The sequence below is a fragment of the Streptomyces sp. NPDC001108 genome, assembly GCF_053598535.1.
Map to the genome: position 1 here is coordinate 439,431 of NZ_JBSFKL010000004.1, position 19,257 is coordinate 458,687.

A 19,257-nucleotide genomic window follows, 5' to 3' on the forward strand; every position below is an offset into this window, starting at 1 on the left:
TGCTGGTCGGTGCGGAATTGGGGTACCCCGGCTGTGGCCCAGCCCACGGTGACCCGGGGCGTTCGTGCTCCCTAGGATGCGTGGAGTAGGCAACTATCCGCGTATGTCCCGGCCGAGGAGATCCGTCCCGTGAGCACAGGTGCCGCCGCCCGTGAGAGCTACTACGAGCGGACGGGGGCGGACCGGTTCAAGCCCACGGCGCATGCGGGTGGGGCGTGGAGTCCGGGTGAGCAGCATTTCAGTCCGGTGGCCGGGCTGATGGCGCACGAGATCGAGCGGTATCTGGCGGGCCGTCCGGGTGGGGCGGGCGGGCTCGTCGTCGGGCGGATCGGGTACGACATCCTGGGGCGGATCGCGCTCGACGAGTGCGAGGTCAGCGTGGAGACCGTCCGGCCGGGGCGGACCATCGAGCTCCTCGAAGCGACCCTCGTCATCGGCGGCCGGGCGGTGGTCCGGGCGCGGGCCTGGCTGCTGGCGTCCCTGGACACCTCGTCCGTCGCCGACAGCCCCCGGGAGCCGATGCCCGCGCCGGACGAATTGCCCCGGTGGGAGATGGACGGGCAGTGGGACGGGGGGTACATCGCGTCCATCGAGGTGCGCCGGACTCCCCCGGTCCGCAGGGGGCGTACGGCGGCCTGGCTCTCCACGCCCCTCGCGCTGGTCGCGGGCGAGGAGAGCGGCGCGTTGGCCTCGTACATCACGCTGGTGGACACCGCGAACGGGATCGCCGTCCAGCAGGACCCGGCCGAGTGGATGTTCCCCAACGTCGACCTGACGATCCATCTGCACCGGCAGCCGGAAGGGCCGTGGACCGGTCTGGACACCACTGTCACCTTCGGGCCGACGGGGCAGGGGCTGACCAGCACCGTGCTGCACGACATCCACGGGCCGGTCGGGCAGGCCGAGCAGATCCTCACCGTACGGCCGCAGCCGCGCGCCTGAGCCCGGGCGGCCTTCCCGGGGTTGTTGCCGGGGAGGCCGCCCGGGTGTGGTCAGCGGTTGAAGGAGGAGCCCAGGGCGGCGGCCTTCGCGACCGTGCCGAGGACGCCGTGGCCGAAGGTGAAGGAGCCCTTGGCCGTCGGGCCCTTCGCCGAGGACGGGAAGACCCACAGGGAGCCGGCCTTGTCGTTCTCGCCGGGGGCTCCGACGGCCAGTTCGGCGCGGCCGTCGTGGTCGGCGTCGACGAGCTTGGCGGCGCCGCCGAAGAGGTCACCGGCCTCGGCGACGCCGGGGACGTCCGGGGTGTCCTGGTTGAAGCCGATGGTGCCGGTCCCGGTGGGACCGGTGGCCGTGCCGGGGAGGACGAGGACGGAGCCCGCGTCCTTCGTCCTGCCGATGTCCTCCCCGGGGACGCCGACGGCGATGTCGCCGAAGCCGTCGCCGTTCACGTCGGCGATCGACAGCGAGGCGCCGAACTGGTCGTGCACCTCGGCGACGCCCGGGACGCCGGGGCTGTCCTGGTTGAACACCTGGGCCTTGGCACCCTGCGGACCGGCCAGGCTGCCCGGCACGTAGGTGACCATGCCGCCGAGCGCGAGCGGGTAGTCGAGGTCGCTGTCGTAGCCCTCGACGATCCGGCCCACCACGATGTCGTCGTACCGGTCGCCGTTGATGTTGCCCGCGGCGATGGTCTCGCCGCCCTGGAGGCGGTAGCCGTTGGCCCGCTTGACGGTGGTGGGGGTGGCGGCGAGGCCGTCCGCGCCGCCCTGGTGGATCAGGACGCGGCGGGCGTCGTACTCGTCGCCGTCGTGGACGGCGGAGGCCAGGTCGTCGCGGCCGTCGCCGTTGAAGTCGCCCACGGCGATGTCCGTGTAGCGCAGGTCGTTCATGTCGCGGATGCGCCGGGTGGACGCGGCGCTGCCGTCGCGCTCGAACGGGCCGGACAGGAGGTGGATGTCGCTGCCCTGGAGGGTGACGACGTCCATGTTGCCGTCGCCGTCGAAGTCGCCGGCCGCGGCGAGCGTGCCGATGCGGGCGAACTCCTCGTCGCCGGAGAGAAGGGTGGCACCGCCGGACAGCCCCTGCGGGCCGCCCCAGATGACGGTGAGCGAACCGGCCAGCCGGGGCGTGCCGTTCTGCTCGCCGCTCGCGCCGACCACCAGGTCCGTGTACCCGTCGTGGTCGAGGTCGGCGGAGGTCATGGAGCTGCCGAAGGCGCCCTCGGCCTTGGCGCCGCCGGGCATGCCGGGCGAGTTCTGGCTGAAGACCTGCTTGGTGGAGGTCCGCAGTCCGTTCTCGGAGCCGTACACCACACCCACGTATCCGGCCTTGGCCCTGCCGTCGACGGTCCCGCCGGGCGCGGTGAAGGCCAGGTCCGGGAAACCGTCGCCGTTGAAGTCCTCGCGGCTCGTGGCCGGTGCGGCCGCGGCCCGGCCCACGGACGCCGGCGCGCGGTCGGGCGTCGTGGCCTGGGCGGAGGGGAGGGTGATCACGGCGGTCGCCACGGTGATGGCGAGGACCACGGTGGTTCCGAGGGCGCGGGATGCCACGGAGGCTCCTTCGTTCGGGTTCGGTCGTCTGCTGGGCGGCGCCGGGGCCGTCGTGCCGGCTTCGGCACCGCGCAGATTCAGACCGCCCGTGCTGCGCGACGGTTGTGTCCGGGAGTCGACTGTTACAGCTCCACGACACGAACGGACGGCGAACGGTGGTCCTCCCCGCCGCCGTTCAGAATCCGGCTCCCGCGGCGGCCAGCAGGGCGAACGCGAGGAGCGTCAGGAGCGTACGGAGCAGGTGGAGGCGGTTCCAGGGCGCTTCGAACGCGGTACGGGCGGCGCTGTCGTCGCCGCCCTCGGACCGGGCCAGCGCCGTGTTCAGCGGGATGTTCCCGGCGATCGTGACCAGGTGGCCGACGACCGCGCAGACCAGGGCGGCTATCGCGGCTACCCAGTCGGCGCCGCCGCCGTGGTCGTCGCCGACACCGACGACGACCACGGCCGCCGGGAACGCGATCACCCCGAGGAAGAGGCACAGGAAGAGCGGGCCCGGCACCTTCTCGTTGAAGCGGCGCATGGCGGCCGTGAACTGTTCGTCGGGCAGGGCGGCGAGGCCGGGCATGACCGCGATCAGGAAGGTCAGCATGAACCCGGCGTACAGGCCGGTGGTGATCATGGCGAGGATCAGGAGGAGAGAGGGCAGCATGGGGGACATCCTCGCGGTGCCGGGCGGGCCGTGCAGCCGGATTGAAGGCGATGGGGAGTGGAACGCGGCGCGGCCGGATCGACGCCGGTGGAGAGCGGAACGCGCAGCCCGGTCAAGGCCGATGGAGAGCGGAACGCGCAGTCGGATCGAGCCCGGTGACGGGAGGGCCGCGCGGTCGGGTTCGTCGGCCGCGCGGCCGCTCGGTTTCCGGGGCGGGGCGGTCAGTCCAGTTCGCCCTCCCGTTCCGCCCCGGAGCCGCTGTCGTCCGTCCCGCCGTTCCTGATCCGGTCGGCCTGGCCGATCGCCGCCGCCAGCTTGCGCACCGAGGCGTCCTCGGTGGCGGTGGCCAAGGCGGCGGCGCGGGTGGCGAGTTCGCCGAGCCGGGGGGTGCCGGGGAGGCTCCCGCCTCGGAGCGTCTCGGCGAAGTAGGCGGCCACGGCCGTTACTTGGAGGCGCTTGCTCGTCCCGCCCCAGAGCGGGACGCCGATCGCTCCGGTGGTGACGGTGCCGCTCCGCTCGTGCGGTGCCCGGGTGGTGGGGTCCAGCCAGCGGACGGTGGCCGTCGCCACGTGCCCCGCCGCTCCGGGCCTGAGGCGTACGGCGTACAGCGCGGTCACCGTGTGGCCGGGGCCGACCTCGCCGCCGTCGACCCGGTCGTCGCGGAAGTCCTCGTCGGCGACCTTGCGGTTCTCGTACCCGATGAGCCGGAACTGCTTGACGGTCTTCGGGTCGAAGGCGACCTGTGCCTTGGCGTCGCGGGCGGTCAGTTCGAGGTGGGCGGGGAGCTGGTCGACGAAGACCTTGCGGGCCTGCTCCTCGTCGGCGACGTAGGTGGTGTGGCCGTCGCCCTTGTCGGTGAGCTCCTCCATCAGGGCGTCGCCGTACTCGCTGCCGACGCCGACCCCGAAGAGGGTGATGCCGTAGGCGCGACGGGCGGATTCGATGCGTTCCAGGATGGCCCCGGCCGTGGTCCCGCCGGTGTTGGCAAGGGCGTCGGAGAGCAGGACGACCCGGTTGCCGGCGCCCTCGACGCGGCCCTCGACCGCCTCTTCGTAGCCTCGGCGGACACCGGCCTCGACGTTGGTGGAGGCGGTGGGCTCCATGGAGTCGATCCGGTCGCGGATCCTGCCCCGGTGGTCGCGCAGCCGGGTCATCGGCAGCAGGGTCGTCGCCCTGCCGCTGAAGGTGACCAGCGCGATCGAGTCGTCGTCGCGGAGTTCGTCGGTGAGGATGCCCAGGGACTTCTTCACCAGGTCGAGGCGGCCGGGTTCGGCCATCGAGCCGGAGATGTCGACGACGAAGGTGAGCGCGACGGGCGGCCGTTCGTCGCGGGTGAGGGCGGCCTTGGTGGCGAGGCCCACCCGCACCAGGGACCAGCCGCCGTCCCCGACGCGGGCCCCGTCGACGTTCACGGTGAAGCCCTTGCCGGCCGGGCGGCGGTAGCCCTGGCGGAAGCTGTTGACGAACTCCTCGGGCCGCACGGTGGCGGGGTCCGGCAGCCGGCCGCTGCCGAGGGTGCGGCGGGCGTAGCCGTACGAGGCGGTGTCGACGTCCAGCGCGAAGGTGGACAGGTAGTCGGGCTGGGCGGACTCGCGCGCCCCGTCCTTCTCCGCGACCCCGCCCTTCTCCGCCGCCCTGTCCTTCCCGCGGGCACCGCCCGGCTTCTCGGCGCCGCCCGGCGCTCCGTACGCGGGGACGGGGGCGTCCCGGCGGTCGGAGGAGGCGGCCCGGTCGGTGGTGGTCGTGGGAGCCGAGCATCCGGTGAGCAGCATGCCGCCCGCCAGCAGCGCCCCCAGCGCCCCCTGCCGGGTACGCGCGTACCGCCTCCGGTGCGTGGCCGGGCTTCCCGCCGCCCGGCTTCCCGCGACCCGGCGTTCCCGTGTTCGGCGTTCCCCTGCCCGGCCTTCCGGTGCTCGGCGTTCCATCGTCGTTCGTCCCCCTCGATGCCTTCGTGGCCCTGTCGGCCAGCTGTGAATGTGACGTTCAAGGCGGGCGTCCGGAAGCAGACGAAGCCGTTGCGGATGGGTCTCGATGCGGCAACGACGGCCGGAAATATGGCGGAATGACCAGTCAGGAACGGTGAGTTCGGCCCGTCGGGTCCGGTCCGAGGATCGGAACCCGGAGAGAAAAGCAAGTCTTGTCATGGACACTCAATCACGGTCTACTCGCATAGATCGATGTGCCGCTCCCCCGTCCCCACCGCCGGACACCGGTGGCCGCTTCGACACCCCCCGTCGTGCTCCATCTCTTCACAGGAGACATCGTCTTGAGTGCTTCCACACCGCTGCGCACGGCCCTGATCGGGGTCGCGCTGGCCGCGACCGCACTTGTTCCGCTCCAGGGCACCGCCCTGGCCGCCCCGGCGCATCCGGCGTCCGGCGGTTCCGCCGCCGCCCCGGCCGCCGCCTCCTCCGTCTCCGGCATCGAGGACGCCACCGCCCGGGCGCTCGCCCGTTCGCTGGCCGATCCGGCCTGGCGCGGCGAGGTCCGCCGGGCCGCCCTGGCGGCGGACACCGTCGGGCTCGGCGGGCTGACCGGCCGCGCCGCCGCACCGGCCGGGCGGAACCTCGCCGCCGGGATCGCCGAGGCGGACCGGGGCGTCGCCGCCGCCAAGGGGCTCGGCAGTGGCGCGGGTCCGCTGCTGCGGATCGGGCTGGCCGACGCCTCGATGCGCGGACGGCTCGCCTCGGGCACCGCCCCGCTGGTCGCCGCCGCCCCGTCCGACGACGACGGCGCCACGACCTTCACCGCGTACGACAGCCGGGGCACCGCACACCGGCTGGCCCTGGACACCCCCACCTCCCGCCCCGTCTACCTCGTCGGCATCGACGGGGCGAAGGCGGTCGCCGAGGGGCTGAAGGTCATCGACGGGGCCCTGGCCGCCAAGGGCCTCAACGCCCCCGCGCCCGCCACCACCGCGAGCACCCTGGCCGCCGCCTCGGGCATCGACACCACCCGGGTCGACTCGGTGCGGGTCGCCGACGTCCAGGAGCCGTTCTTCAAGGGCGACGCCGAGATCTTCACCCTGGTCACCGGCTTCGGCAAGGACGGCAAGCCGCGCGTGGACACCGTGGAGATGCCGTACCTGAACAAGGCGGACACCACCTACTACCCGGGCCAGGTCCTGGTCAACTGGTCCAACTACAAGTACGACCTGGCCGACGCGGTCATGATGGAGGACGACGGGGACACCAACTACCAGGCCCTGGCCAAGGCCATCGCCACCGTCCTGCTGACCATCACCGACCAGGGTGTGTACATCCCGCTGGCCGACGCGCTGCTCGACGCCATCCCCACCAGCTGGTGGACCGACGACCCGGACTACGTCGAGTCCTGGTACAGCCTCGCCAGGTCCAGCAGCGGCAAGCGCAACGGCGCCGCGGGCAACGGCTGGATGACCGTCTCGCCGTACCACGTGTCGGAGCTCTGAGCCCCGCGCCGTCCGGCCCGGCCCCACGGCGGGCCGGGCGGCGCGCAGCGGAACCGGCTCCGCCGGAAGGCCCTCCGGGAGGCCCACCAGAAGCCCCGCCGGAAAGTCCGTCGCGTCCGGCCGGGCCGACCGGCACACTGCCGCGCATGGGACACACGGAGCACACGGACCGCCACCGGCCGGCCGAGGCACTGCTCATCGGCGGGCGCGCGGGGGTGGGCAAGACGACCGTCGCCTGGGAGGTCTCGGCGCTGCTCCGGGGCACCGGGACGGCCCACGCCCTCCTGGAGGGCGATCTGGTGGGCCAGGTCCATCCGGCGCCGGCCGGCGATCCACACCGGGCCGGGATCACCGGGCGCAATCTGACGGCCCTCTGGGCGAACTACGCGGCGCTCGGCCACCACCGCCTCGTCTACACCAACACCGTGTGCGTCCTGCCGGAATCGGCGGTGATGTTCGAACGGGCGATGGGGCCGGACGTGCGCCTGGTCCGCGTACTGCTCACCGCCTCCGACGCCACGACGTACGAGCGGCTCGCGGGGCGGGAGATCGGCTCGGGGCTGGAGTACGAGGTCGCGAACAGCAGGCGCAGGGCCCGGCTCCTGGCGGAGGGCGTACCGGCGGACACGGTCCGGGTGGCCACGGACGGGCGTACGGTCGCGGACATCGCGGCCGAGGTCGTGGGCGCCACGGGCTGGTGAGCGCCGGGCCGGGCCCGCCCCTCCGCCCCGCGGGGCGTCTCCCGCCTCACATGGTGTTGACGATGAGACCGATGTGGGTGAAGTAGTTCAGCCCGCCGAAGAGCAGGAAGGCGATTCCGGCGATCGCCCACACCACGCCGATGACCGGGGCCATCCAGCCCCTGGGCCGCCGCAGCGCGAACGGCAGGAGGAGCGCCCCGATCCCGACCAGGACGTACAGCCCGGACATGAAACTCGCCTCCAGCAGCGGCCACTTCGCGAACTCCCCGGAGATGGGCTCCTCCGGCGGGGCGGCGAAGAGGGTGTACTTCCAGCCCGCCGCGGCGATCCCGAAGCAGGCGAGGCCCATGCCGAAGACGAACACCGAGATGGGTCCGGTGATCCGGGCCGCGCGGACGACCCGGTCGTCGCCGAGGAGTTCGGGGCCGCGCTTCCACAGGTAGAAGGAGGCGGTGAGCAGGAAGACGCCGAAGGCCAGGGCCGGTTCGCCGAAGATGACGTTGTCGAACGGGAAGCCCTGCCCGGCGAGCGGCCAGGTCAGGGTCATGTGCAGGCCGGTGGTGACGAGGGTGAAGCCGAGTGCCGCGAAAGCGAGCGACCAGCCTTCGAAGGAGACCTCCCGCCCGGGGGCGAGCAGCCGGTAGCCCAGCGCCACCACGAGCAGCAGTCCGGCGCCGGCGGCCACCGACATGATCGTGTTGTAGGTCGGCATCCTGGTCCAGTCGATCTTCAGACCGGACGCGGCAAGGGGCATCAAGGCGTGCGGGATCATGCGCGGAGCGTAGTGGGACCTGGGAACAACCTGGGGGATTTGCCCGGATTTTCCATCCCTACGGCCGTGTCGCCGCCTACGGTCGTGTCGCCGTCCGGTCCGGGACCGGGGCGCCGCCCAGCGGGTACGGGGACTCCTCGGGCAGCAGCGCGGCCGCCTCGTCGAGACGGCCGTCGCGTACGAGTCCGTGGATCCGGCGGGCCAGGGGGGTGACGTCACGGATCGAGACCGTCCACTCGTCGGCGTACCGGCGGGCGGCCTCGCCGGAGAGGCCGAGCTGGAGGGAGCGGTGCGGCAGCCGGTCCAGGTGGAGGTCGCGCTCGGGGTCCCACTGGACGCGGGCCGGTGCGCGGCGCAGGTTCCGCCGCCAGGTGTCGCGGTCCGGGTGGACTTCCCTGGCGTAGTGGGAGAGTTCGGCGTGGTCCAGGGCCCAGTCGAAGCCCGCGCGGGTGATCTCGACGGCCAGCACGGTCTCCTGACCCTCCTTCGTGCCCCAGCCGCAGCGGTACATCATCCACAGGAAGCTCGGCTTGATCCAGGTCATCCGGTCCCGCTTCCACGCCTCCGGGAAGCGGCCGTCCCGGGCGGCCGGGAGGCCGAGGTCCGGCCGGTACGCCTGGTACACGGTGACGGTGGTGTCGGTGTGCCGGGCGCGGATCTGGTACGGCGGGACGGCCGAGGTGTCCGGGGCGCTCGGGGTGTCCGGGGCAGCCGGGGCGTGAGTGGCGTTCGGGCCGGTCGGGACGGTCATGGCCTCATCAGAACACCGGGGCGCCGGGCACGGCGAACGGATTACCGCGGCCCGTCATGCGCGGGCCCGTCATGCGCGGGACCTGACATTCGTCATACGGAGTCCGGTACACGCGGCTCTGCCGGGGACCGGGGCCCGGGGGCCAGTCTGTACGTATCGAGAGCGGGGCCGCCGAGGAGCCCGCCGCCACGGAGGAGGACCCCGTCATGAGCAGCCCGGCCGCCACCCTCGCCGCCCCCGCCACGACGTACGCGGCGGCCCCGGCCGTTGCCGCCGCGCCCTCGCGGGGCCGGACGGTGCTGGGCGGTCTGCTTCCGCTGCTCGTGGACGTCGCCGTTCCGCTCGCCTCGTACTACGTGTTGAAGGGGGCGGGGCTGAGCCTCTTCGCCGCGCTGGCCTGGAGCAGCGCGCTGCCGGCGGTGCGGACCGGGTGGGGGGTGCTGCGCGAGCGGCGGCTCAACGGGCTGGCGGCGCTGATCCTGGCGGTCAACGCGGTGAGTCTGGTGACCAGCCTGCTGTCCGGTGACCCGCGGCTGATGCTCGCCAAGGACAGCGGGGTGAGCAGCCTCATCGGGCTCGCCGTCCTGGTGACGGCGTTGAAGGGCCGGCCGATGATGACCGACGCGGTGCGGCCCTGGCTGGTGAAGGGTGTTCCGGCCCGGGACGCGGCCTGGCAGCGGCTCGCGGGTGGTTCGGCGGCGGCCTCGGCGGCCTTCCGGCGGGCGGAGAACCGGTTCTCGACGGTGTGGGGCGCGGCGCTGCTGGGCGAGTGCGTGGTGCGGGTGGTGGGCGCGTACACGCTGCCGGTGGAGACGATGGTGTGGCTCGGCACGGTCGTCATGGTGGTGACGATGGTGGGCGCGTTCCTGGTGTCGGGCCGGGTGGGCGCGGTTCCGATGATCTACATGATCACCGAGGAGTCCGGTTCCGACCGCTGACGGAACGGCCGAAGGGCCGGAGGGGAGCACGGGCTCTCCTCCGGCCCTTCCGCGTGGCGCCGGTCAGGGACGCCGGGGACGAGCGGACGGGGCGATCCGCTCAGTGGTTGCGGGGGAAGCCCAGGTCGACGCCGGCCGGGGCGTCGGCCGGGTCCGGCCAGCGGGTGGTGACGACCTTGCCGCGGGTGTAGAAGTGCACGCCGTCGTTGCCGTAGATGTGGTGGGCGCCGAAGAGCGAGTCCTTCCAGCCGCCGAAGGAGTGGTAGCCCACCGGCACCGGGATCGGCACGTTGACGCCGACCATGCCGGCCTCGATCTCCAGCTGGAAGCGGCGGGCGGCGCCGCCGTCGCGGGTGAAGATCGCGGTGCCGTTGCCGAACGGCGAGGCGTTCATGAGGGCGACGCCCTCCTCGTACGTGTCGACGCGCAGCACGCACAGGACCGGGCCGAAGATCTCGTCCTTGTACGCGTCCGAGTCGGTGGACACGTTGTCGAGGAGGGAGAGGCCGATCCAGTGGCCCTTCTCGAAGCCCTCGACGGTGAAGCCGGTGCCGTCCAGGACGACGTCGGCGCCCTGGGCGGCGGCGCCCGTGACGTAGGAGGCGACCTTGTCGCGGTGGGCGGCGGTGATCAGCGGGCCCATCTCGGACGTGGCGTCGTTGCCGGGACCGATCTTGATCTTCTCGGCGCGCTCCTTGATCTTCGCGACGAGCTCGTCCCCGACGGAGCCGACCGCGACGACCGCGGAGATGGCCATGCAGCGCTCGCCGGCGGAGCCGTACGCGGCGGAGACGGCGGCGTCGGCGGCGGCGTCGAGGTCCGCGTCCGGCAGCACCAGCATGTGGTTCTTCGCTCCGCCGAGCGCCTGGACGCGCTTGCCGTTGGCGGTGGCGGTCCGGTGGATGTAGCGGGCGATCGGGGTGGAGCCGACGAAGGAGACCGCGGCCACGTCGGGGTGGGCGAGCAGGCCGTCGACGGCGACCTTGTCACCGTGCAGGACGTTGAGCACACCGTCGGGCAGACCGGCCTCGGAGGCCAGCTCGGCCAGCAGGTTGGCGGCCGACGGGTCCTTCTCGCTGGGCTTGAGGACGAAGGTGTTGCCGCAGGCGACGGCGAGCGGGAACATCCACATCGGCACCATGGCCGGGAAGTTGAACGGGGTGATGCCCGCCACGACGCCGAGCGACTGGCGGATCGAGGAGACGTCGACCCGGCTGGAGACCTGGGTGGACAGCTCGCCCTTGAGCTGGGTGGTGATGCCGCAGGCCAGCTCGACGATCTCCAGGCCGCGGGCGACCTCGCCCAGCGCGTCCGAGTGGACCTTGCCGTGCTCGGCGGTGATCAGCGCGGCGATCTCGTCGCGGTGGGCGTCCAGCAGCGCGCGGTAGCGGAAGAGGATCGCCGTACGCGTCGACAGCGAGGAGGTGCCCCACGTGGCGTAGGCGGCCTTGGCGGAGGCGACCGCGGCGTCGACCTCCTCGGCGGAGGCCAGCGCGACCTGGGTGGTGACCTCACCGGTGGCCGGGTCGGTGACCGGGCCGTAGTTGCCCGACGCGCCCTCGACGGTCTTGCCACCGATCCAGTGGTTGACGGTCTTCATGACAGGTACTCCTTCAATGGCGTCTTCAGAGGTGGTGGCGACGGTCGGCGACGTGGCGGTCGTACTCTTCCCGGGCTTTCAGGGCCGACGGCCGGGTGGCCGTCTCCGCTACGGGAACATCCCACCACGCCTGTGCCGGAGGGGGGCCCGACAGAGTGTCTGCCGTTTCGGTCTCGACGTAGACACAAGTGGGGCGGTCCGACGATCGGGCCTCGGCCAGGGCTTCGCGCAGGTCACACACGGTTTCGGCGCGCAGGACACGCATCCCGAGGGAGGCGGCGTTGGCCGCGAGATCGATGGGCAGCGGCTCCCCGGTGAACGTTCCGTCGGGGGCCCGCATCCGGTACGCGGTGCCCAGGCGTTCGGCTCCGACCTGCGCGGACAGCCCGCCGATGGAGGCGTAGCCGTGGTTCTGGAGGACGATCAGCTTCACCGGGAGCTCCCGCTGCACGGCGGTGACGATCTCGGTCGGGTTCATGAGGTACGTGCCGTCGCCGACCAGCGCCCAGACGGGGCGGCCGGGGGCGGCGAGCTGGACGCCGATCGCGGCCGGGATCTCGTAGCCCATGCAGGAGTAGCCGTACTCCACGTGGTACTGGTCCGGGGAGCGGGCCCGCCACAGCCTGTGCAGGTCGCCGGGGAGCGATCCGGCGGCGTTGATCAGGATGTCGTCGTCGGTGACCAGGGCGTCGAGGGCGCCGACGACCTGGGCCTGGGTGGGGCGGGCGGCCGGGTCGGGGGCGGCGAACGCGGCGGTGACGCGCCGCTCCCACGCCTCCTTGGCGGCGGTGTACTCGCGTACGTGGGCGGGGGCGACGCGGTGGCGGGTGGTTTCCGTCAGGGCGGTGGTGAGGGATTCGAGGGCTGTGCGGGCGTCGGCGACCAGCGGGAGCGCGCCGAGTTTGTGGGCGTCGAAGCCGGTGATGTTGAGGTTGAGGAAGCGGACGTCCGGGTGGGCGAAGAGGGTGCCGGACGCGGTGGTGAAGTCGGTGTAGCGGGTGCCGACGCCGATGACCAGGTCGGCGGTGCGGGCCAGGGCGTCGGCGGTCGCGGTGCCGGTGTGGCCGATGCCGCCCACCTCGGCGGGGTGGTCGTGGCGCAGGACGCCCTTGCCCGCCTGGGTGGTGGCGACGGGGATGCCGGTGGCGTCGGCGAGGGCGGCCAGTGCTTCCTCGGCCCCGCTGTGCCGGACGCCGCCGCCCGCCACGATCAGCGGCCGCTGGGCCGCGCGCACCGCCCGGACCGCGCGGTCGAGTTCGCCGGGGTCGGGGGCGGGCCGGCGTACGTACCAGACGCGTTCGGCGAAGAACTCCCTCGGCCAGTCGTACGCCTGGGCCTGCACGTCCTGCGGCAGCGCGAGGGTCACGGCGCCGGTCAGGGCCGGGTCGGTCAGGGTCCGTACGGCCTGCAGGGCGGCCGGGACGAGCGCCTCGGGGCGGGTGATCCGGTCGAAGTAGCGGGAGACCGGGCGCAGGCAGTCGTTGACGGTGATGTCGCCCGCTGCCGGGACCTCGATCTGCTGGAGCACCGGGTCGGCGGGCCGGGCGGCGAAGGTGTCGCCGGGCAGCAGGAGGACCGGGAGGTGGTTGACGGTGGCGAGGGCGGCGCCGGTGACGAGGTTGGTGGCGCCGGGGCCGATGGAGGTGGTGACGGCGTGGGCGGAGAGCCGCCCGGACTGGCGGGCGTAGCCGACCGCCGCGTGCACCATGGCCTGTTCGTTGCGGCCCTGGAGGTAGGGCATCTCGGCGGCGGACTCGACGAGCGCCTGGCCGATCCCGGCGACGTTGCCGTGGCCGAAGATGCCCCAGACGGCGGGGATCAGCCGCTGTCGACGGCCGTCGCGCTCGGTGTACTGGCGGGCCAGGAAGGCCACCAGGGCCTGGGCGGTGGTGAGCCTGCGGGTGCCGGTCGTCATGGGCGTGCCTCGGGGCGGTGGAGGGGGAGCCGGGGATCGACCGGCTGGTGGGGCCAGGTGTCGCGGATCCAGCGGTGGTCCGGGTGGTCGGTGATCAGCCATTCCCGCTGCTCCCCCGGTCCGGCCATCACGTTGAGGTAGTAGAGGGTGCGGCCCGGGGAGGCGATGGAGGGGCCGTGCCAGCCGTCCGGGATCAGGACCGCGTCGCCGGAGCGGACCTCGGCGAGCAGATCCGTTCCGCCGGGCCGGGAGGGCGAGACCCGGTGGTAGCCGAGACCGTCGTGCTCCACCTCGAAGTAGTAGATCTCCTCCAGGACGGACTCGGCGCCGGGGCGGTGCTCGTCGTGCTTGTGCGGCGGGTAGGACGACCAGTTGCCGCCGGGGGTGAGGACCTCCACGGCGATCAGCCGGTCGCACGCGAACGTGTCGGCGGCGGCGAAGTTGTTGACCTGCCGGGAGCAGTTCCCGGCGCCGCGCAGTTCGACGGGAACCTCCGGCGCGGGGCCGTAGCGAGCGGGGAGTCGTCGCTCGCACTTCGCTCCTGCCAGGGCGAAGCGGCCTCCGGCGCCGGAGGCGATCTGTGCATGGGCGTCGCGGGGTACATAGGCGAAGTCGGACACGCCGCTGAACACGCTTTCCCGGCCCAGTAGTTCAAAGATCTCACCTGAGGTACGCACCGTACAGCCACCGGTCAGCGGCAGCACGATCCACTCGCTGTCCCCGGTGTCGAAGGTGTGGACACCGCCGGGGCCGAGCTCCAGTACGCGCAGGGCGGAGCGGTCCCAGCCGGCCCGTTCCGGGTCGATGTCCAGGGCGTACGCGCCGCACGCCGCGCTCCCGGCGGGCAGGTGGTGGCGGTGGCCGGTGCGGCCGTCGGTCGTCATGCCCGGCTCTCCTCGTTCGTCGCGGTCCGCTTGCTCTCCCCCCGCTGCGCGCTCTTGTCGTTCTCGCGGAGCGCCACCTCGATCTCGTGCGGGAAGGGCATGGCGGACGAGCAGGCGAGCCGGGCGGCGACGAGGGCGCCCGCCGCGTTCGCGTACCGCATGACGCGCCCGATGGGCCAGCCCGCGAGGAGGCCGTGGCAGAGCGCCCCGCCGAAGGCGTCGCCCGCACCGAGGCCGTTGACCACCTCGACCGGCAGCGCCGGGACCCGGGTGGCCGTGCCGTCGCGGTGGACGGCGAGGACGCCCTCGGGGCCCTGTTTGACGACGGCGAGTTCGGCGCCCGCGTCGAGCAGGGCACGGGCCGCCGCGTACGGTTCGCGCTCGCCGGTCGCGATCTCGCACTCGTCCACGTTGCCCACGGCGACGGTCGCCAGGGCGAGGGCGCGGCGGTAGAGGGGCCCGGGGTCGGCGTCCCGCGCGGCGTCCCAGAACATCGGGCGCCAGTCCAGGTCGAGGACGGTGATGCCGGAGCGGTCGCGGGCGGCCAGGGCGGCGAGGGTGGCGGAGCGGCTCGGCTCGGCGCAGAGGCCGGTGCCGGTCGCCCAGAAGACCCGGGCGGCCCGGATCGCCGCGAGGTCCAGCTCGGCGGGGTGGATCTCCAGGTCGGGGGCCTTGGGCTGCCGGTAGAAGTAGAGCGGGAAGTCGTCGGGCGGGAAGAGTTCGCAGAAGGTGACCGGTGTCGGGTACCCGTCGACCGGCGTCACCCACCGGTCGTCGACCCCGAACTCCCGTAGCTGCTCGTGGAGATACGTCCCGAAGGGGTCGCGTCCGGTACGCGTCACCACCGCCGTCCGCCGGCCGAGCCGGGCCGCCGCGACGGCGACGTTGGACGGTGAGCCGCCGAGGAACTTTCCGAAGGTCTCGACCCGGGACAGGGGCAGACCGGTCTGGAGCGGGTAGAGATCCACACCGATACGGCCCATGGTGATGACGTCGTACCGATCAGACATGCCCATCCCTCCGACACCGCCTCTCGTTCCTCGGCCTCGCCCCTCGTCTCCCCCACCTCGTCCGCCGTCCCGGCGGACCGCCCCAAGATCTAGCCCGCCCCCGCCCCCCTGTCAATGCTTTGTCCGGACATACGGACCATTGATTGACACTCGGTCACCGTGCCGTAACCCTGGACCGCATGACCTCCTCCGCAGCGGCCCCGTCCCGTATCCGCATCGGTTCGGCCCCCGACTCCTGGGGGGTCTGGTTCCCCGACGATCCGAAGCAGGTGTCCTGGCGGCGCTTCCTCGACGAGGTCGCGGAGGCGGGTTACGAGTGGATCGAGCTGGGACCGTACGGCTATCTCCCGACCGATCCGGCCCGGCTCGCCGAGGAGACCGGACGGCGCGGGCTCTCGGTCTCGGCGGGGACGGTCTTCACCGGATTGCACCACGGACCGGGCGTCTGGGACCGGACCTGGGCGCATGTCGCCCGGATCGCGGCACTCACCCGGTCGACGGGGGCCGGGCACCTGGTCGTCATCCCCGCGTTCTGGCGCGACGACCGGACCGGCGAGGTGCTGGAGGATCGGGAGCTCACCGCCGGGCAGTGGCGCGATCTCACCGCACAGACGGAGCGACTGGCCCGCGAGGTGCGGGACCGCTTCGGACTGCGCGTCGTCGTCCATCCGCACGCCGACACGCACATCGACACCGAGGAGAACGTCGCCCGCTTCCTCCACTCCACCGACCCCGAGCTGGTCTCGCTCTGCCTGGACACTGGGCACTACGCCTACTGCGGCGGCGACAGCGTGAAGCTGATCGAGACGTACGGCGAACGGATCGGCTACCTCCACCTCAAGCAGGTCGACCCGGAGATCCTGGCCGGCGTGATGGCGGACGGGGTGCCGTTCGGACCGGCCGTGGCGCGCGGCGTGATGTGCGAGCCGCCGGGCGGGGTGCCCGCGCTGGAGCCGGTGCTGGCCGCCGCCCGGGGGCTGGACGTGGACCTCTTCGCCATCGTCGAACAGGACATGTACCCCTGCCCGCCCGACCGGCCCCTCCCCATCGCCCGCCGCACCCGCGCGTTCCTGCGCACCTGCGGCTGAGGGCTGTCCTGGAGGACGGACCTTTCGCCACCGTCTCCCTCACCCCGCATGCCGCACCGCATCCCTCGCCATAGGATGCGGACAAATCGGGGGATACGCGCCCATCGCGAGGGAGTCCGAGTGAACTGGCCCAGCGACCCCGGCCGCCGACCGCCAACCGGAGCCGGATGGCAGTCACCGCCCACCGAGCCCCCTCCCGGATGGCGGTCCCCACCCACCGGAGCACCCGGCCGACAGCCGCCGCCCGCCGGTCACCGGGGGCCACCCGGGCCCGCGGAGCCGCGTCGCGGCCTGTGGAAGCGGTGCCTGTGGGGCGGCATCCTCCTGTGGCTGCTGACCGCGATCGTCACGTACACCACCCGGAACACCAATCTGCTGCCGACGCTCATCCTGCTCGGCAGCTTCCTGGTCCCGGCCGTCTTCGTCCTGTGGGCGTACGAGCGGCACGGCCGGGACCTGGGCGCCCCGCTGATCCTCGGCTGCTCGCTGACCGGCGGCATCCTGGGCGTGCTGGGCGCCTCCGTCGCGGAGTCGTATCTGCTGCACCCCTCGGTCTGGATCTTCCTGGGGGTCGGCCTGATCGAGGAGGCGGTGAAGCTCCTGGCCCTGATGTTCGTACTCCGCCGCCATCCCGAGGTGCGCGGCATGCGGGCCGGGCTGGTGCTCGGCGCGGCGGTCGGGTTCGGCTTCGCCGCCTTCGAGAGCGCGGGGTACGCCTTCAACGCGGCCGTCACGATGCGGGGCATCGACCTGCGGGCCCTGCTGGAGACCGAGGTGCTGCGCGGGGTACTGGCCCCCTTCGGGCACGGGCTCTGGACCGCGATCGCCGGTGGCGTGCTGCTCTCCTACCGGAGGCCGAACGGGCGGTTCCGCCTCGCCGCGCCGGTGATCGGCGCCTACCTCGGCGTCTCCGTCCTGCACGCTCTCTGGGACTCGATGCACGGGATCGCGCTCTGGCTGGTCCTCCGGCTCACCGACACCAACCTGAGCCGCGACCTGTTCGCGCAGGGCTACCTCCCGACCCCCACCACCCAGCAGCAGCACCTCTTCACCCTCTTCTCGGTGGGCGGGATCGTGGTCATCACGCTGATCGCGCTGGCCTGGCTGAGGTCGCTGGCGCACAGTGCCCGCGGCACCGGAACAAATGGACGGCAGGAGACTCGCATTCATACCCCCTAGGGGTATACAGTGGAACACGTCGGAACGCACCGGGTCTCCCGGGGCTCCGGCGACGCACACCTACCTGCCCGCCGAAGAGGAGAAGACCATGACCGCCGAGACCCAGCTCCCCCAGGCCAACGGCTCCTGCTGCACGCCGAACGGCTCCTGCCACAGCGACGCGGACGCCGGTACGCGGTCGGGCGGCGTGACCACCGTCTACCAGGTGTCCGGCATGACCTGCGGCCACTGCGAGGGCGCCGTCTCCGAGGAGATCTCCGGCATCGAGGGTGTCACCTCGGTGAAGGCCGTGGCCTCCACGGGCCGGGTGACCGTCGTCTCCGCGGCCCCGCTGGCCGAGGACGCGGTACGCGCCGCGGTCGACGAGGCCGGTTACGAGCTCGTCGGCCTCGCCTGAGCACCCCCGCGCCACGGGCGCGTCCGCCACGTCCGCGACGCCCCTCCCCCAGCCGGGCCGGACCCGCCAGCAGATACTGGTAGGGCACGGCCCGGTCGGCGTTCTCGGAGTTGTCGGCGCCCCCGGAACTGTCGGCGTCTGGAGAGTCACGGAACATGCACAGCACCACGGAGGCCGGGACCCGCGCCCCGGAGGACTCGACCACGGAACTCGCGATCGGCGGGATGACCTGCGCCTCCTGCGCGGCCCGGATCGAGAAGAAGCTCAACCGGATGGACGGCGTCACCGCCACCGTCAACTACGCCACCGAGAAGGCCAAGGTCAGCTACCGGGGCGAGGACGTCTCCGTACAGGACCTGATCGCCACCGTCGAGAAGACCGGCTACACCGCGCAGGAGCCCGCTCCCCCGGCCCCCACCGCCCCGGCGGACGCGGCCGAGAACGACGCCGAGGGCGGTTCGGAGAGGGCGGACGTCCAGGACGACGGCACTGCCGACGCGCTGCGGCGGCGGCTGACCGTCTCGGCCGTGCTGGCGGTCCCCGTCGTCCTGCTCGCGATGGTCCCGCCCCTCCAGTTCGACTACTGGCAGTGGCTCTCGCTGACCCTCGCCGCCCCGGTCGTGGTCTGGGGCGGGCTGCCGTTCCACCGCGCGACCTGGGCCAACCTCCGGCACGGCGCGGCCACCATGGACACCCTGGTCTCGCTCGGCACGCTGGCCGCCTTCGGCTGGTCGCTGTGGGCCCTCTTCCTCGGGGGCGCGGGCCTGCCGGGCATGCGGCACGGCTTCGACTTCACCGTCCGGCACACCGGCGACACGTCCACCATCTATCTGGAGGTCGCGGCCGGGGTCGTCACCTTCCTCCTGCTGGGCCGCTGGCTGGAGGCCCGCTCCAAGCGGAAGGCCGGTTCCGCGCTCCGGGCGCTGATGCACCTGGGCGCGAAGGAGGTGTCGGTCCTCCGGGACGGTACGGAGGTACGCGTCCCGGTCGCCCGGCTCGCCGTGGGCGACCGTTTCGTGGTCCGGCCCGGCGAGAAGATCGCCACGGACGGCACCGTCGTCGAGGGCGCCTCGGCCGTGGACACCTCCATGCTGACCGGCGAGTCCGTACCCGTCGAGACCGGCGTCGGCGACCCCGTCACGGGCGCCACCGTGAACACCTCCGGCCGGCTCGTCGTCGAGGCGACCCGGGTCGGCGCCGACACCCGGCTCGCCCGGATGGCCAAGCTCGTCGAGGACGCCCAGAGCGGCAAGGCGGAGGTGCAGCGCCTCGCGGACCGGGTCTCCGCAGTCTTCGTCCCGGTGGTGCTGGTGATCTCGCTGGGCACCCTGGCCGTGTGGCTGCTGACCACGGGCGAGGTGACGGCCGCGTTCACCGCCGCCGTGGCCGTGCTGATCATCGCCTGCCCCTGCGCCCTGGGCCTCGCCACCCCGACCGCCCTCATGGTCGGCACC

At 72.9% G+C, this 19,257-nt stretch carries 17 protein-coding genes; 8 read left to right on the forward strand and 9 right to left on the reverse strand.

The window, feature by feature from the left end; translation table 11 throughout:
- Positions 1-129: 129 nt before the first annotated feature.
- Positions 130-942 carry a thioesterase family protein gene (locus ACWC97_RS13335; protein WP_450649211.1) on the forward strand — a complete coding sequence of 271 codons (813 nt, stop codon included), beginning with the start codon at positions 130-132 and terminating at the stop codon, positions 940-942.
- Positions 943-992: 50 nt separating this feature from the next.
- Here ACWC97_RS13335 and ACWC97_RS13340 read toward each other — a convergent pair whose 3' ends face one another.
- From ACWC97_RS13340 to ACWC97_RS13350, 3 genes are all read right to left on the reverse strand, one after another.
- Positions 993-2,489, reverse strand: a complete 1,497-nt coding sequence (locus tag ACWC97_RS13340; protein ID WP_450649213.1) for an FG-GAP-like repeat-containing protein — start codon at positions 2,487-2,489, stop codon at positions 993-995.
- Between the two features lie 175 nt (positions 2,490-2,664).
- A complete protein-coding gene (locus ACWC97_RS13345; protein ID WP_450649215.1) occupies positions 2,665-3,147 on the reverse strand; it encodes an anthrone oxygenase family protein in 483 nt (160 codons plus the stop codon).
- Between the two features lie 212 nt (positions 3,148-3,359).
- Positions 3,360-5,063 (reverse strand): YfbK domain-containing protein, encoded by a 1,704-nt coding sequence (locus ACWC97_RS13350; RefSeq protein WP_450649217.1) that lies wholly within the window; start codon positions 5,061-5,063, stop codon positions 3,360-3,362.
- A 341-nt stretch (positions 5,064-5,404) separates the two neighbouring features.
- On the opposite strand from ACWC97_RS13350, the gene ACWC97_RS13355 reads away from it, so the two are divergent.
- Together ACWC97_RS13355 and ACWC97_RS13360 are read left to right on the forward strand one after the other, a co-directional pair.
- Positions 5,405-6,568: a DUF3103 family protein gene (locus ACWC97_RS13355; protein WP_450649219.1), complete on the forward strand. Its 1,164-nt coding sequence runs from the start codon at positions 5,405-5,407 to the stop codon at positions 6,566-6,568.
- Between the two features lie 146 nt (positions 6,569-6,714).
- Positions 6,715-7,269: a DEAD/DEAH box helicase family protein gene (locus tag ACWC97_RS13360; protein WP_352275433.1), complete on the forward strand. Its 555-nt coding sequence runs from the start codon at positions 6,715-6,717 to the stop codon at positions 7,267-7,269.
- Between the two features lie 46 nt (positions 7,270-7,315).
- Here ACWC97_RS13360 and ACWC97_RS13365 read toward each other — a convergent pair whose 3' ends face one another.
- A complete protein-coding gene (locus ACWC97_RS13365; RefSeq protein ID WP_352275435.1) occupies positions 7,316-8,041 on the reverse strand; it encodes a DUF981 family protein in 726 nt (241 codons plus the stop codon).
- Positions 8,042-8,117: 76 nt separating this feature from the next.
- Positions 8,118-8,792: a DUF4291 domain-containing protein gene (locus ACWC97_RS13370; RefSeq protein WP_352275436.1), complete on the reverse strand. Its 675-nt coding sequence runs from the start codon at positions 8,790-8,792 to the stop codon at positions 8,118-8,120.
- Positions 8,793-8,998: 206 nt separating this feature from the next.
- Here ACWC97_RS13370 and ACWC97_RS13375 point away from each other — a divergent pair, with 206 nt between their 5' ends.
- Positions 8,999-9,730: a VC0807 family protein gene (locus ACWC97_RS13375; RefSeq protein WP_450649222.1), complete on the forward strand. Its 732-nt coding sequence runs from the start codon at positions 8,999-9,001 to the stop codon at positions 9,728-9,730.
- Positions 9,731-9,830: 100 nt separating this feature from the next.
- Here ACWC97_RS13375 and ACWC97_RS13380 read toward each other — a convergent pair whose 3' ends face one another.
- Genes ACWC97_RS13380 through iolC form a run of 4 tightly spaced genes read right to left on the reverse strand, consistent with a single transcriptional unit; the run spans position 9,831 to position 15,139 of the window.
- The gene (locus ACWC97_RS13380) at positions 9,831-11,330 is read right to left on the reverse strand and encodes a CoA-acylating methylmalonate-semialdehyde dehydrogenase (protein ID WP_352275438.1); all 1,500 of its coding nucleotides are present in this window, start codon (positions 11,328-11,330) and stop codon (positions 9,831-9,833) included.
- Positions 11,331-11,355: 25 nt separating this feature from the next.
- On the reverse strand, positions 11,356-13,245 hold the full coding sequence (gene iolD / locus ACWC97_RS13385) for a 3D-(3,5/4)-trihydroxycyclohexane-1,2-dione acylhydrolase (decyclizing) (protein WP_450649224.1): 1,890 nt from the start codon (positions 13,243-13,245) through the stop codon (positions 11,356-11,358).
- Positions 13,242-14,129 carry a 5-deoxy-glucuronate isomerase gene (gene iolB / locus ACWC97_RS13390; RefSeq protein ID WP_450649226.1) on the reverse strand — a complete coding sequence of 296 codons (888 nt, stop codon included), beginning with the start codon at positions 14,127-14,129 and terminating at the stop codon, positions 13,242-13,244. Before iolB ends, iolD begins: the two co-directional genes overlap by 4 nt.
- Positions 14,126-15,139 carry a 5-dehydro-2-deoxygluconokinase gene (gene iolC / locus ACWC97_RS13395; protein ID WP_352275441.1) on the reverse strand — a complete coding sequence of 338 codons (1,014 nt, stop codon included), beginning with the start codon at positions 15,137-15,139 and terminating at the stop codon, positions 14,126-14,128. Before iolC ends, iolB begins: the two co-directional genes overlap by 4 nt.
- 179 nt (positions 15,140-15,318) lie before the next feature.
- Here iolC and ACWC97_RS13400 point away from each other — a divergent pair, with 179 nt between their 5' ends.
- The 4 genes from ACWC97_RS13400 to ACWC97_RS13415 form a co-directional block, all read left to right on the forward strand.
- Positions 15,319-16,227, forward strand: a complete 909-nt coding sequence (locus ACWC97_RS13400) for a sugar phosphate isomerase/epimerase family protein (protein ID WP_450649229.1) — start codon at positions 15,319-15,321, stop codon at positions 16,225-16,227.
- 291 nt (positions 16,228-16,518) lie between these two features.
- Positions 16,519-17,406 carry a PrsW family intramembrane metalloprotease gene (locus tag ACWC97_RS13405; RefSeq protein ID WP_352275470.1) on the forward strand — a complete coding sequence of 296 codons (888 nt, stop codon included), beginning with the start codon at positions 16,519-16,521 and terminating at the stop codon, positions 17,404-17,406.
- Positions 17,407-17,494: 88 nt separating this feature from the next.
- Positions 17,495-17,803 carry a heavy-metal-associated domain-containing protein gene (locus ACWC97_RS13410; protein WP_352275444.1) on the forward strand — a complete coding sequence of 103 codons (309 nt, stop codon included), beginning with the start codon at positions 17,495-17,497 and terminating at the stop codon, positions 17,801-17,803.
- Between the two features lie 155 nt (positions 17,804-17,958).
- Positions 17,959-19,257, forward strand: a 1,299-nt coding sequence (locus ACWC97_RS13415; protein WP_352275446.1) for a heavy metal translocating P-type ATPase, incomplete at its 3' end; no start/stop codon positions are given.